A 13770-nucleotide genomic window follows, 5' to 3' on the forward strand; every position below is an offset into this window, starting at 1 on the left:
CGTGTTGAAGAGCCGCGCCTCACCGGAGCGTCCACAGCCTGCTGCGGCTATGGCGGCCTTGTGTGGTGCGCCCAGCCCGAACTTGCGGATGCCATGGCCGCACACCGCTCAGGGGAACTGCCCCATGCCGGTCTTGCCTCCTGCATCATGTGCCGCGACCGCATGGCGGCCAGCGGCAAGGAATGCTGGCATCTGCTTGATCTGCTCTTTCCCGCATGCGCCAACTCTGGAGGCGGCAAGGAAAAAGGCCCCGGCCTGTCCGCGCGCCGCGCCAACCGCGCAGCCCTGCGCCGCCGCCTCATGCGGGACTGGCTGGGACAGGACGCGCCGGAGCCAGGCAAGGGGCGGGTTCTTATCAGCGCCGAAATGTTGATCCGGCTGGAAGAGCGGCATATTCTGCTGGAAGACATTGAAGCTGCCGTGGCCGGGGCAGAAGCCAGCGGGCACTGCTTTAAAAATCTTGACAATGGTCACATTCTCGGCTCCTGGCGTCCCCGTCAGGTAACATTCTGGGTAGAGTATGAGCCCGAGGGCGAAAGCTTTCTACTCCACGATGCGTGGTGCCACCGTATGGTGGTGCCCGGTTCCGGCGGTCACGAGGCCGTGGACGTCATCAACAGCCACCAGTGCTGCACGGACGGGCAGCGCGGCGGGCAAGGAGGACAGTCATGAGCATGGGCCCCAATTACGCGCCCGACGGCGGCCAATGGGTATGCTGTCGCTGCAATGTGCCCCTTGAACAGGGCAAGGTTCCGGTTTTTTACCTCAACAGCGCTTTTGACGTCATTTTACCGCGCTGCCCCAAGTGCGGCCTGACCCAGACGCCAAAATCCCTGGCTGAAGGCAAGATGGTTGAGGTGGAAGCTCTGCTGGAAGACAAATGAGCGCCCTGTGGGAGAGTGAATCCTTCCGCCGCGTGGCTGGCACTGTCTGGCGTCCCGGCGGCACGGCCCTGACCCTGAGGGGCCTTGAACTGTGCCGCAGCCTCTGCGGCCTTGCGCCCGGCGGCCTTGTGCTGGACATGGGCTGCGGCTGCGGGGCCACCCTGGAGCTGCTGCGACAGGCCGGATATGACGTGATGGGTCTGGACAGGCAGGTGCAGCCCGAAGCCGTGAGTGCGGCTGACGAAGCCTGTGGGGGGATCATCCGGGCGGACATGGCCCGGTTGCCTCTGGCGGCAGGCAGCGTTGACGGACTTGTGTGCGAATGCGTACTTTCTTTGCTGGCAGACCCGCTGGACGTGCTGCGGCAGTGTCTGCGCGCACTGCGCCCAGGCGGCGTGCTGCTGTTCAGCGACCTTACACGGCGCGATGCAGAGGCTTCTGCCATACCGGCGCGCGTGCGCGGCCTGGAGCAAAATTCCGCAACCAGTGCAGGGGCGCAGCCAGAAGGCGCTGATCCCGTTTTTTCCGCTGCGCAGGGCACGGGCGCATCCTGCATGGAGGGCGCGCGTCCTGCGGCGCTGTGGGAGCGGTATCTCAAGCAGGCGGGCTTTCAGATCGCGACGTATGAGGATCACAGCCGGGCGCTGGTGGAACTGGCCGCCCGCATGGTCTGGTATGGGGAAACCGGCTCCGGGGGCTTGGGTATTTCGGGCGGGTGTTCCTGTTCCGCTTCCGCCTCTGGCGGGGGGCGCAAATACGGCTATGGATTGTGGATAGCACAAAAGGAGAGAGCATGAATCCGATGATGATGGAGCTTCTGCCTCTGGTGCACGAGGGCTATTGTTGTAGTCAGTTGCTGATGTTGCTTATGCTTCAGGCCCGCGATCAGGAAAATCCCGACCTTGTGCGGGCGGTTCATGGCCTTTGCCATGGCATAGGCCAATCGGACGGGCCTTGCGGCCTGCTCACTGGTGGCGCCTGCACCCTGGCGCTGGTGGCCGGCAAAGGGGCCGCCATTGAAACGCCGCACGCCATGCTTACGCCCCTGCTCAACGATTACGCCACATGGTTTTATGAACGCACCAATGCTTACGGCGGCCAAAGTTGCAGTCAAATAGCCGCCGGGCTTGGCGCGGCGTCGGGCGCGCCGGGCGAAGCGCCCAATCCTGTGGCCTGCGGCGACCTGCTGGCCGAATGCTGGGAAAAGATTATCGAACTGGTTCAGAGCTATGATCTGGACATCATGCCTGCGTCATGATTTTGCGCCGAACCCAGAGTCTGTGCCCGGTCTGTCTGCGGCGGCTGGACGCCGTGTACGCGCTGGCGCAGGACGATCCGCATTGTGTTGAACTGCGCAAAACCTGCCCCGAGCACGGCCTGTTCAGCGTGCCTGTATGGCGCACGGCTGCCCAGGATCCGACAGACCACGCAGGCCAGCCCGTAGCCGGGGAGCAGGGCGGCGTGCCTGTTCCTGCGTTCGAATCCTGGTCGCGCCCCAAAAGCCCTTCCTATCCTCTGCATCCCTGCACGGCCATAGCCGAGGGCTGCCCCTTTGACTGCGGCCTGTGCCCGGCGCACGCGCAGCATACCTGTACGGGCCTTGTGGAAGTGACCATGCGCTGCAATATGACCTGTCCCATCTGCTATGCGGGCGCGGGGGGATCAGGGCGGGAGGACGGCGCGGATCCTGATCTGGCCTGCATCGCCAGCCAGCTGGACGCGCTCAAAACTGCGTCCGGCCCGTGCAACGTGCAGATTTCCGGCGGCGAACCCACGGTGCGTGACGATCTGCCGCAGATCATCGGCCTTGCGCGCGCGAGGGCCTTTGGCCTTGTGCAGGTCAATACCAACGGGTTGCGACTGGCCGAAGAAGAGGGCTATGCCGCCACATTGCGTCAGGCCGGGCTGGATTCGGTCTATCTGCAATGGGACGGCGTGAGCGACGGGGCATTCAGGACGCTGCGCGGCCGCCCCTGCCTCGATTTCAAGCGCCGCGCCGTGGAAGCCTGCGCCCGGGCTGGCCTTGGCGTGGTGCTGGTGGCAACCCTTGTGCGCGGTGTCAATGACAATGAGGTGGGCGACCTGTTGCGCCTGGCCCTGCGTATGGGGCCAGCGGTGCGGGGCCTGCACGTGCAGCCAGCCGCGTTTTTCGGGCGCTACCCCTGGCGTCTGGATGAGGCCCCAAGGCTCACCCTGCCGGAGGTTATGGCCTGCTTTACCCGGCAGGCTCCCGATCTTGTGCGCCCGGAGCATCTGCACCCGCCGGGGTGCGAAAACGAACTGTGCTCCTTCAGCGCTGTCTATCGGCGTAACGATGCCGCGCTCTCTGCCCCTGTAGGCGAAAGGGCCAAGGACGCGCCGCCAGCGCTCCAATGGCTGCCGGACGCGGGCCAGTCCTGCTGCTCGCCGCGCCCGCAAAGCGCGGACGCCGCCGGTTCCGGCGCAGGGGATGCGTCTGCCCTGGGGGCCTCTTTGGCGGATACTGGCGTGCCGCCGTCAGCGGAAGAGGGCGCGAGAAAGGCAAAGCAGTTCGTGGCCCTGCACTGGCGCGGCGACGGCACTGCAGCGGAAAAGGCAGACGGACAGTCATCGGGCCCGGGCGCTGCCAGCGCTGACCTGGACGGGTTCAGCCGGTTTTTGGCCCAGGCCGGGGCCGAACGGCGCTTCACATTGTCCGCCATGGCTTTTCAGGACGCGCTGAGCCTGGATATTGAGCGCGTACGGGGGTGCTGCATCCACGTTTTGCGGCGTGACGGGCGCATGATACCCTTTTGCCTGCACAACCTGACAGCACAGAACGGCACACGGCTGTATGCGGAGGACATCTCATGAATTTACCTTCCTCATCTGTTGCCGGGGCTTCTTCGCGTGAAACTGCTTCGCGTGATCCTTCCGCGCGTGATTCTTCTGCGCGCGCCTCTTCCGCTGCTGCGGCTCCGGGCCGGGGGTTTCGCAATCCTCTTGACGGCTGGCTGGCGGGGCAGTGCGGCGTGCAGGACGCAGACGCCAACACCCTGGTGCGCACCCTGCGTGAAGCCCGCGCCCGCGCCCTGACCCGTTGCCTGAACCACGCGGCGGCCCACAGTGCCTTTTATGCCCGCAATCTGGCCGGATACGACCTCGATGGCTTCACTCCCGAGGATATGCGCGGCCTGCCTTTCACCACGGCTGACGATCTGGCCCGGTGGGAGGATTTTCTTTGCGTGTCGCGTGGCGATGTGCAGCGCATGGTGACCTTGCGCACGTCCGGCACCACGGGCAGCCCCAAGCGGCTGGCCTTTACCGAAGCAGACCTTGCCAGAACCGTTGATTTTTTTCGCGTGGGCATGTCGCAACTGGTGCGGGCCGGGCAAAAACTGGCGGTACTGTTGCCAGGGGCGGCACGCCCCGATGGCGTGGCAGACCTGCTGCGCCAGTCTCTGAGTCCGTGCGGCGTGGAGGTGTGCACCCCGCCGCAGGAACTGCTGGTTCCTGTCAAAAGCTCACAAGGCTTGGCGAAAAGGGCGGCGCCAGTGCTGCCCATGCAGGAAAATCCGCTGCAGGAGGGCGCGTTCTGCGCCACTGGCTCGTGTCCGTCAGCAAGAGTGACGCCGCCGCAGGGGGCGCTGGCAGGCATCCACCCGAATATTGTGCAGTGGCTCGACGAGGTGCGGCCGCACTGTCTCGTGGCCGCGCCAGGACAACTGGAAGGATTACTGCGCCATTTTCCCAAGAGTGGCCCTCCGGGGCTTTGCGGCCTGCTCAGCAGCGCGGACAGGCTTGATCCCGTGCTGGGGCACGTGCTGTCCACAGTATGGAACTGCACAGTGCTTGACCACTACGGGCTTACGGAAACGGCCTATGGTGGCGCGGTGGAGTGCCCGGCCCATGACGGCTATCATTTGCGTCTGCTGGATATTGTTGTGGAAATTGTAGATTTTTGCGGCGATGAACCGCTGCCGCCTGGCGAGACAGGTGAAGTTGTCATCACCACGCTGGAGCGCGAGGCCATGCCCCTTATCCGTTACCGCACGGGTGACGTGGCCTGTCTTTTGCCCGGGCCGTGCGCCTGCGGCAGCCCCTTGCCGCGTCTTGGGCCGGTGCAGGGCAGGCTTGAGCGCTGCGGCAACCGCGTGCGTGTGGTGCAGATGCCCAAGGGCGGCACTCAGACGGGGGCGTCTGTCCGCCAGGATCGCTCGGGTCATGACGGGCCGTATTGCACTGTGGGCGACTGCGAAGGCTTGATGTGACGGCTCGCGTTCTGATACTGGCCGCAGGGCAGGCGTCTCGCATGGGCAGGGTCAAGGCTCTTCTACCGCTACCGCTGGGTGCGGACGGGGAATTTTGTTCGGCGCTGGAGGGGCTGGCGCGCCTTTTTCGGCAACTGGGCATCGAGCATATTTCGGTCGTCACAGGCTGGCACGCGGAAAGCATTGAACCGGCAGCGCAGGCGCTCGGCCTTGCCGTGGTGCGTAATCCCAGGCCGGAAGAGGGCATGTTTTCCTCCGTCTGCGCCGGGCTGTCGGCACTGGCGGCAGGCGATCCGGCACTGGCGGAAACGCCCGTACTGGTGCAGCCCGTGGACGTGCCGCTCGTGCGGCCCATGACCATACAGGCCCTGCTCGAGGCCCATGCGTCCGACCCGGAAAGTGTTCTTGTACCAACCTTCGCCGGGCAGGAGGGGCATCCGCCACTTTTGTCAGCCCGCCATCTGGCGCATGTGCTGCACCATGAGCGCGTCGGGGCTGAAAATGGCCTGCGGGGCGCTCTTGAAGGTTTGCCCGTGCGTCACATCCCCGTGGCGGACGGGCTTATGTTGCCGGATATGGACAGGCCTGAAGACTATGAACGCATGAAGCTCCTGGCCTTGCGCAGGGATGTTTTGCGGCCGGACGAGGCCCTGGAACTGCTGCGCCTGCATGGAGTGCCTGAAAGGGGGGTGCGTCATGGCCGTGCCGTGGGCACGGTGGCCGCGGCCCTGGCAAAAGCCCTGGCTGAGGTGCGGCGCGCAAAGAATTCTGTTCTGGAAGGTGTTACTGTCCCCAACCCTGGCCGTGATCCTGGCCGTGACTCTGGCCGTGATTCTGGCCGTGATTCTGGCCGTGATCCTGGCCGTAGCTCTGACTGTGGCGCGTGCCGTAATTCTGGCCCTGACTCTGGCCCTGATTCGGATTTTGCCCCTGGTTTTGCCCTTGACCCTGATCTTGCCCTGGCCGGGGGGCTGGTGCACGATATCTGCAAGGGCGAAAAAGGGCATGAGGCCGCAGCGGGTCGATTATTTCGCCATCTGCACCTGCCTGTCATGGCGCACCTTGTGGAAGATCACCGGGACCTGACCTTGCCCGACGACCAGCCCATCACCGAAAGGGAACTGGTTTTTCTGGCTGACAAATACTGTTACGGCGGAAGCTTTGTGCCAGTGCGTCAGCGTTTTGAACAAAAGCTGGAAAGCCTCGGGGCTGAAGTGGCTCAAGCCATCAGAGGGCGCATGGATCGGGCTCTGGCCATGGAAGCCCGGCTTGCCCGCGAACTTGGCTGCCCCACAGGCGAGCAGGGTGTTCGGGGCCATGACCAGGGCCGCGCGCAGGGCCAGTTTCCGCAGGCTGGGCAAGCCCCCCAACCCCCGCAGGCTGGGCAGACTGCGCAAGCCCCGCAGTCTCATCAGGCTGGGCAGGCTGGGCAAACCCCGCAGTCTTATCAGGCTGGGCAGGCTGGGCAGTCGCCGTTGTTTGCGCACACTTCGTGCTCACCGCACCCTCCATATCCCTCATATCCCACATATCCCCCATGTCCCACATATCCCCCATATCCCGAGGACATAGCCCGCGCCGCTCTGGCGGCATTGGCCGTTCAGGAAACTCAGGCGCAGGGCGACCGCGCGCCGTTTGCCCCCATGCCACGGTAAGGCGGGCGGGGCAGTACGTCGTTTACCCCCCCCCTCCTCGGTGAGGCTGGCGGTAGCGGCAGCAAAAGGCCATTTTTGCGGAAAATGGAAATAATCTGTCAAGTCTTGCCCCAAATTCGGGGAGCGTGCTACAGAAAAAAACTGGGAGATTTCAGATGAACGGCATGTGGCTTGTGCGTCACGGCGCTTTGCCGCCCAATCCTGAGCGGCGCATCGTGGGAAACCGCGATATCCCGCTCAGCCCGGCCGGGCAGCGGCAGATACGCGCTCTGGCTCATGACTTCATGCCCATATTGGCGGGAAGACTGGCGGCAGTGGTGTCCTCGGATCTGGGGCGTTGCCGTGAGACCACGTCCATTCTTCTGACCGGAAATGAATGGACCGCCAGCCCGCCCCCTGTACATTTTGAACCAGGACTGCGCGAACTGGACATGGGCCAGTGGCAGGGCCTGACAAAGGCCGAGATTGACGCGCGCTTTCCCGGACAGTACGACGTGCGGGGCCGGGATTTTGCCCATTTTCAGCCAGAGGGCGGCGAGAGCTTCGCGCAATTGCAAAGCCGCGCCCTTGAAGCCGTGCGCCGCTGGCGGCGGCACTATCCCACAGGCATTCTGCTGGTAGTGGCACACGCTGGCGTTATCCGCAGCTTGCTGGCCCACTATATGGCCCTGCCGCTTGACGACGCCCTCCGTATCCCTCAGGAATACGCCTGCCGCACCTTTGTGCCGGAATGGTAAGCGCTGGCGGGTCGGTGCCCTTGGCTGGCTTTCGCCAATGAAATGCTTTGTGGGGGAGGGACCCTTTTGCAAAAGGGTCTCCTCCCCCACGCCCCCACCCCCTAAAACTCTTATTACATTTTAGTGTATTACAAAGAATTTTCTGCTGCAGGACTGGGATGCGGAGGCAGCGTCTTTCGGGCAGCACGCCATTTCAAAATTGATCTGCTCTAACAGCGGCTTGTCCGCCCGGTTCTGCTGCATGCTTCCGCGCAGGTATCCTCATTGTTTGCAGTATCTGTAACCGTGTGTCCATATGTAATGCGAAAGCCCATTGAGGACAGACGTTCTCAATGGGCTTTCGCGCTTGTTACGGCGTGTGTCAGTATGGGAAAATGGCGTTCAGGCATTCACGCCGAGAGCCTGCTTACGCAGCCGTCAGAGCAGGTTCGGTGTGAAGTTGCTCCGAGGTCAGCGCAATTGCAGATTTACGGCGCTGTCGTCAAAAATCTGAATGCCCAGGGAAATGTATTTTTCCGCCAGAATGGCAGGTTCCATGTCGAGCGACAGGTGGCGCAATTCATCATGGCTGAAACCGGTGAGCCAGCGGGCGGCTTCACGCCCCAGCGGGGCCAGTTGCGCCAGCGGGGTGAACAGAATGGCCGGGCAGGTCTTGTAGGCGTACAGGCTGCCATTGATGAGCGCAAAGGGAAAGAGACCGCATGCCACGGGCCGGTTTTCGCGTGGCAGGCCGCAGCCCTTGGGCGAACACGACTTGCAGCCACGGCCATCCATATAGGCGGTGTCGGCGTTGAGCATGTAAAAGTCTTTTTCAATGCCAGCGTGTATCTGGTGGGGCAAAAGCGCCATGGGGTAGGGTTCGTTGGAATCCTGCGGGCCGCAGCAGTAGCGGCAGTCACAGCAGTATCCGTTCTGTATCCAGCCGTCACGCCAGCGCAGCGTCCGGCGGCGCGGGAAAAGACCGCGCCACTTTTCGAGATAATCCCAGAATTTTTTTTCCACAATTGCCTCCGGCAGACGCCCGGGCGTCAACTCATATGCAAAAGCGCCATGCCTGTCATGAGCAAAGCCATGCCAGCAAAGGCGCAGGGCCGCAGCTTCTGGCTGAAAAACAGCCAGCCGCCAAGGGATGTGCCAAGGATTCCAAAGCTGCCCCACATGGCGTAGGCCACGGCCAGATCCATATGGCGCACGGCCAGCGAAAGACAGTAAAAAGCCAGGCCCACAAGCGCCAGTGAAAAGAAGCCCAGCCAGCGGCGGCGAAAGCCGCCGGATTTTGCCAGTAAAAGGTTTGCCAGCACGTCCAGCGTGGCGGCCAGCACAACCAGCAGTAGTGAAAGGCTGAAAAAGGACGTGAAGGTTTGCGTCATGCCCTTACCCCTGCCCGAAACTGCTTCGGCGTGCAGCCTGCGGCAGATGTGGGACGCGCAGCCGGATGGATGAGGGCATTGGCGTCTTTTTTGCCACGCCCAGTCCTGTGTCCAGTCCCATTTTCGGCCCTGTCCTCGGCCCCGTCTACAGTTTCGAGGCCAGGCCCGTGCCCAGCCCCGTGCCCTGTCCCGTGCCCTGTTCCGTGATGGACAAGCAGAGCGCCCGCCAGCACGCATACAAGCCCAAGGGCGCGCTTGACGGTCATGCTTTCACCCAGCAGGACAACGCTGCACAAGGTTATGAGCGTCAGCCCAAACCCCTCCCAAAAGGCGAAGGCCACGCCCACGGGCAGGCCGGTGGTGGCTTTTGCCAGCAGATAGTAGGAAAGGGCAATGGCCAGCCACATGAGCGTCAGTCCCAAGAGGGCGGCATGGGTAAAATTCCAGCCCTGCGCCATCTTCATTACCGTGGTTCCGGCCACTTCAAAAACAATGGCTCCCATAAGGCAGAACCAGTGGCGGGGTTTGGTCACAAGCATTCTATCCTCGCGTGCAGTTCGGGCAGTTATGCCGGGCAGCCCTCAGGAGGGTGCCCTTCGGCAGTTTGTCCGGGATTTGAAACAACCAGAGCGTCGGCCGCCTGATGGGGCCGCCGCCACAAAGAACATCTGCGTGCGAGGAATTAAAGGAAAGAACGCCAGTAGCGCTCTTCAGGGTAGCCGCAAAAAGGGCGGCCAGGGTGTTGCTGTTTATAAAAAGCTGACTTCATGCAGAGAGTATAGGTACTGCCCGACGGCTTGGCAAGGGCGGCCCAGGCAGTGCCAACAGACCAGACCGGGGCAGGCAGGCCAGAACGGGGCAGGCAGGCCAGAACGGGGCAGGCAGGCCAAGACCAGCCAAAGAGGGGCCAGACAGGGCCGACAGCACCGACAGGCCAGGCTAGGGCCAGCGCCCGGCATACACGTGCCCAACGCAACAGGCCCATGTGGACGTTATGGTGTCCGCATGGGCCTGTGTGTTTTTGCTATCAGCAGAATAGATGAACTTTGCGATGGTGTGATGGCTGGAAGACGCTGCCTTTGGCCCTTTCCAAATCACAACACACTTTGAACTATCTTAAGGAAGCACTGATTAAAGAGCCTCATGGAAACGCGCAGTTGTTTCGTTTGGCAAGGCGCGATCTTTTTTTGAATCAGGAGTGGACTCTTCCGTCCTCGACTGTTTCAAAAAAAGTGAAGCAAGTCCGCCAAACGGAATAAATCAGCGTTTCCTTAGGGGGTGGGGGTGTGGGGGAGGAGACCCTTTTGCAAAAGGGTCCCTCCCCCACAAAGCATCCCAAAGTATCCAGTCCTAACCTCATGCACCAGCCTGGGCGTCGATCCAGGCATTGGCCTCTTCAAGGTTGAGCGTTCCCTCGTAGAGGGCGCGTCCGCTCACCGCGCCGACGAGGCTGGTATTGAGGGTAAGGGGGTAGAGGTTTTTTACGTCTTCAAGCGTGGCCACGCCGCCCGCCGCAATGACGGGCACGGTGGAAAGCTGCGCCAGATGTTTCAGAGCTGCCACATTGACGCCGCACTGCATGCCGTCGCGTTCAATATCCGTGTAGATGACAAAGGCCGCGCCGTCTTCAAGCAGGCGGGGCAGGGCCGAATCAACGGTCATGCCCGTATCTTCAACCCATCCGCGGCTTTTGAGGCGGCCGCCTTCGGCATCCAGTGAAACGCCGATCTGGCCGGGAAACGCGCGGCACATGGCGGCGAAAAGCTCCGGCTGTTCCAGAGCCAGGGTGCCGATGATAAGGCGGCTGACCCCGGCTTCAAGATAGCCTTCGGCTGTTTTCATGTCGCGGATGCCCCCGCCCAGTTGCACGGGGATGGAAAGGGCCGTGCAGATATCCCGCACGATGTGGCGGCTTTGGGCAGCGCCGTCAAAGGCGCCGTCCAGGTCGACCACGTGCAGCCAGCGTGCCCCGGCATTTTCCCAGGCTTTGGCCGCATCCACGGGGCTTTCGGCAAAGGTCGTGCTTTCATGGGCGCGTCCCTGCTTGAGGCGGACGGCCTTGCCGTTCTGAATATCTACCGCAGGAAACAGAATCATAATCCCAAATCCTTCACAGCCTTGCGCATGCTTTCCACGCTGAGATCCTCGGCAGTGACCCACTGACCCTTGCGCTTGAGGAACGAACCCATATTCAGCAGGTTTTCCGACAGGCCCAGCTGTTTTTCTTCAAAAACAGAGCGATCCATAATGCTGCCCGTGTCGACGCGCAGCAAAAAGAATTCGACGCGCACGTGGGCCGACTGGGTTACCCCGGCCGTGGAGCCTTCACGTTCGTGCCAGTCCAGCACCTGAGGAATAAGCAGCACCTGTGCGCCCTGCTTTTTGCCGTATTCTATCCAGCGGGGCAAAGCCTGCGGCTGTTCGGAACTGTGAAAGGTCGTCAGATCCTTGGGCAGGGTGCGCATGCTGATAAACTTGTATTGCCGGTTGGTCTCGGTGGTCAGTGTGCGGCGCAGTTGCATGTCCAGGGAGGTCAGCATGTCTTCGGGAACGCGCCCCTGGCCTTCGGGGATGCGCCCCATGATAAGCTGGCTTGCGTTGACGGGTTGGGTAAAGGGAGCCACGGTGATGGAATAGGTGCCGGAGAGGTTGCGCGGCACATCGGCTGTGCTGCGCGGACGCTTGGAGCAGGCCCCCAGGGCAAGAACGAGGCTCAGTACAATGAGTAGCAATATATTCAGGCGGTTATGCATTAATCAAGACCTCCCTTGGTGCTGCGGATGGTTGTGCCGTGCCGCCGCACCGCCTGAGCCAGTGCAAGGCCCAGACCCTTGGCGGCGGATTCCAGCAGGTGGTGGCCATTCTTGCCGTAGCGCATCTCCACATGCAGATTGCAGCGTGCGCCGCTTGCAAGAGCCTTGTAATATTCACGCCAGAGGTCTTTTTCCTCCCCGGCGAGTACGGGTGGCAACAGATCGTCGCCGCGCCATTCAAGCCAGGGGCGGCCTGAAAGGTCTACGGTAACTTCGGTAAGGGCTTCATCCATGGGCACGCGGCCGTAGCCGACGCGGGCAATGCCTGCCCTGTCGCCCAGCGCTTCGAGCAGACTTTTGCCCAGGGTAAGGCCCACGTCTTCAGCGGTGTGGTGGGCGTCCACTTCCATATCGCCCTCACAGATGAGGGTGAGGTCCATGCCTGCCCAGAATGCCGTCAGAGTGAGCATGTGATCCAGCAGGCCAAAGCCTGTTCTGATATCCGTTTTGCCCTGGCCGTCCAGCGTCAGTTCAAGGCGTATGTCGGTTTCGGCGCTGGTGCGCGCCTGTGTGGACGTGCGCGGGGCGGTACTCATGATTCCTCCGAGGTGCTGGCGGCCTTGGCGTCTTTGGATGCGTCAGAAGTTCCGCCAGCGGCGGCCTGTTTTTCCTGGCCTTCGCTTTGTTCGTCTTCGCTCTTTTTGGGTTTGCGGCCAAAAGCGGCGGCCACTAAAATACTTATTTCATACAACACGAGCATGGGGCAAGCCATGAGAAGCTGCGAAACCACGTCCGGCGGTGTAAGAATGGCCGCCACGACGAAGATGCCAAGGATGGCGTAGCGCCGTGCCTTGCGCATCATGGCGCCGGTGATGACGCCCATGCGGGCCAAAAAGAAGGCGAAAAGCGGCATTTCAAAGATGATGCCGAAGGCCAGAATAAGCTTGAGCACAAAACTCAGATAATCGCTGACCTTGGGCATGGCCACGATTTCTTCCGTGGCAAAGCTCACAAAAAAGCTGAAAGCGTAGGGAAAGACCACAAAGTAGCAGAATGCCCCGCCGCACGCGAAGAACAGGGCGGACATCACCGCAATGGGAATGATGTATTTTTTTTCCTCTTCATACAATCCCGGCGCGATGAAGGACCAGATCTGATAAAAAATCACCGGGCTGGCCGCAAAGATGCCCGCCACCAGGGCAATGTACATGCGCGTGAAAAAGCCTTCGGGCAGGGTGGTGTAAATGGCGTGCGAGCCCTTGGGCAGCACGGCCAGCAGCGGGTCCACCAGAGCGTTAAAAATGGGGTCTACCACGGCCCAGCAGGCAAAAAATCCCAGAACAATGGCAATGCAGCAGCGCACGATGCGCATGCGCAGTTCACCAAGGTGGTCCATAAGGCCCATGGCCTTGTCCGGCTCATCGTCGTCATCGTCGTCATCGGGGGTGGCGGGGAGGTTGCCGCCCGATGCAACGGGAAGAGGAGCGTCGCCCGACGTGCCCGCAGGCGGAAAGGGGCTTGCCGGGGGCAGCGGGGGCTGACCGCCCGATGCCGCTGTGGCCGGGGTGGCTTCTGTCGACGGAGTGGCTTCTGTCGACGGAGTGGCTTCTGTCGGCGGAGTTTCTTCAGGGGCAGCGGCCGCTGGCTCTGTTGCCGTGTGCGCAGCAGGGGAATCGGCGGCGGCTTCTGGAGTGGCCGCATTCTGCGGCTCTGCAGCAAGGGCTTTTTCTGCGGCGTCGTCGGCGGCAAGGGGCCCGGCGTCGGGCGTGGGGGCTGCCGTGGCGTTGGCCGTAGCGCCAGCCGTGACGTTTGCCGCAGCCGCTGTTGCTGCGTTTGCGGCATCGGGCGCGACGTCAGCCACAGCGTTTGCGGCGTCGGGCGTGGGGCCTGCCGTGGCGCCAGCCGTGACGTTTGCCGCAGCCGCTGTTACTTCGGCCGCCGTAGCGCCTGCGGTGACGCTTGTCGCAGCGGCAGTGCCCGCGTCGCCCGATGGCGTTGATGGCACGGATGGAGTTGATGGCGTGGCAGAGGCCGCCAGCTTGCTGGCGGCCTCAAGATCAATCTGGCCTATAACGGACAGAGCGGCGGATGCATCCGAATCCTGGCCGGACTCCGGGGAGTCGGCCGCCTTGGCATCAAGTG

Annotated in this window: 14 protein-coding genes and 1 pseudogene; 8 read left to right on the forward strand and 7 right to left on the reverse strand. The window is 62.3% G+C overall.

The features are described from left to right. The 8 genes and pseudogenes from RBR41_RS12770 to RBR41_RS12805 all read left to right on the forward strand — a co-directional run. Window positions 1-672 (forward strand): annotated as a pseudogene (locus RBR41_RS12770) (hypothetical protein); the annotation flags it as partial. Continuing rightward, on the forward strand, window positions 669-884 hold the full coding sequence (locus RBR41_RS12775) for a DVU_1557 family redox protein (protein ID WP_179979679.1): 216 nt from the start codon (window positions 669-671) through the stop codon (window positions 882-884). The pseudogene RBR41_RS12770 and the gene RBR41_RS12775, both read left to right, overlap by 4 nt. Next, complete coding sequence (gene trsM, locus RBR41_RS12780) at window positions 881-1681, forward strand: DVU_1556 family methyltransferase (RefSeq protein WP_320353015.1); 801 nt, start codon at window positions 881-883, stop codon at window positions 1679-1681. The genes RBR41_RS12775 and trsM overlap by 4 nt, the downstream gene beginning before the upstream one ends. Beyond that, complete coding sequence (locus RBR41_RS12785; RefSeq protein ID WP_320353017.1) at window positions 1678-2142, forward strand: DVU_1555 family C-GCAxxG-C-C protein; 465 nt, start codon at window positions 1678-1680, stop codon at window positions 2140-2142. The genes trsM and RBR41_RS12785 overlap by 4 nt, the downstream gene beginning before the upstream one ends. Further along, window positions 2139-3716, forward strand: a complete 1578-nt coding sequence (locus RBR41_RS12790; RefSeq protein ID WP_320353018.1) for a radical SAM protein — start codon at window positions 2139-2141, stop codon at window positions 3714-3716. Before RBR41_RS12785 ends, RBR41_RS12790 begins: the two co-directional genes overlap by 4 nt. Continuing rightward, window positions 3713-5113: a phenylacetate--CoA ligase family protein gene (locus RBR41_RS12795; RefSeq protein WP_320353020.1), complete on the forward strand. Its 1401-nt coding sequence runs from the start codon at window positions 3713-3715 to the stop codon at window positions 5111-5113. The genes RBR41_RS12790 and RBR41_RS12795 overlap by 4 nt, the downstream gene beginning before the upstream one ends. Beyond that, window positions 5110-6768 carry an NTP transferase domain-containing protein gene (locus tag RBR41_RS12800; protein ID WP_320353021.1) on the forward strand — a complete coding sequence of 553 codons (1659 nt, stop codon included), beginning with the start codon at window positions 5110-5112 and terminating at the stop codon, window positions 6766-6768. Before RBR41_RS12795 ends, RBR41_RS12800 begins: the two co-directional genes overlap by 4 nt. A gap of 155 nt (window positions 6769-6923) precedes the next feature. Further along, a complete protein-coding gene (locus RBR41_RS12805; RefSeq protein WP_320353022.1) occupies window positions 6924-7505 on the forward strand; it encodes a histidine phosphatase family protein in 582 nt (193 codons plus the stop codon). Between the two features lie 450 nt (window positions 7506-7955). On the opposite strand, the gene RBR41_RS12810 is transcribed toward RBR41_RS12805, so the two are convergent. The 7 genes from RBR41_RS12810 to tatC form a co-directional block, all read right to left on the reverse strand. Then, window positions 7956-8507 (reverse strand): hypothetical protein, encoded by a 552-nt coding sequence (locus RBR41_RS12810; RefSeq protein WP_320353023.1) that lies wholly within the window; start codon window positions 8505-8507, stop codon window positions 7956-7958. 26 nt (window positions 8508-8533) lie between these two features. Beyond that, window positions 8534-8875, reverse strand: coding sequence for an SMR family transporter (locus tag RBR41_RS12815; RefSeq protein WP_320353024.1), 342 nt, complete (start codon window positions 8873-8875; stop codon window positions 8534-8536). Continuing rightward, window positions 8872-9414 (reverse strand): multidrug efflux SMR transporter, encoded by a 543-nt coding sequence (locus RBR41_RS12820; RefSeq protein ID WP_320353025.1) that lies wholly within the window; start codon window positions 9412-9414, stop codon window positions 8872-8874. The genes RBR41_RS12815 and RBR41_RS12820 overlap by 4 nt, the downstream gene beginning before the upstream one ends. A gap of 817 nt (window positions 9415-10231) precedes the next feature. Beyond that, window positions 10232-10972 (reverse strand): 1-(5-phosphoribosyl)-5-[(5-phosphoribosylamino)methylideneamino]imidazole-4-carboxamide isomerase, encoded by a 741-nt coding sequence (gene hisA / locus RBR41_RS12825; RefSeq protein ID WP_320353026.1) that lies wholly within the window; start codon window positions 10970-10972, stop codon window positions 10232-10234. Then, on the reverse strand, window positions 10969-11628 hold the full coding sequence (locus RBR41_RS12830; protein WP_320353027.1) for a hypothetical protein: 660 nt from the start codon (window positions 11626-11628) through the stop codon (window positions 10969-10971). The genes hisA and RBR41_RS12830 overlap by 4 nt, the downstream gene beginning before the upstream one ends. Continuing rightward, window positions 11628-12224, reverse strand: coding sequence for an imidazoleglycerol-phosphate dehydratase (locus RBR41_RS12835; protein ID WP_320353029.1), 597 nt, complete (start codon window positions 12222-12224; stop codon window positions 11628-11630). The genes RBR41_RS12830 and RBR41_RS12835 overlap by 1 nt, the downstream gene beginning before the upstream one ends. Continuing rightward, window positions 12221-13033, reverse strand: coding sequence for a twin-arginine translocase subunit TatC (tatC, locus tag RBR41_RS14635; RefSeq protein ID WP_413785159.1), 813 nt, complete (start codon window positions 13031-13033; stop codon window positions 12221-12223). Before tatC ends, RBR41_RS12835 begins: the two co-directional genes overlap by 4 nt. Window positions 13034-13770 lie beyond the last annotated feature (737 nt).

It is taken from the genome of Desulfovibrio sp., assembly GCF_034006445.1.
In the GTDB taxonomy this organism is placed as follows: Bacteria; Desulfobacterota; Desulfovibrionia; order Desulfovibrionales; family Desulfovibrionaceae; genus Desulfovibrio.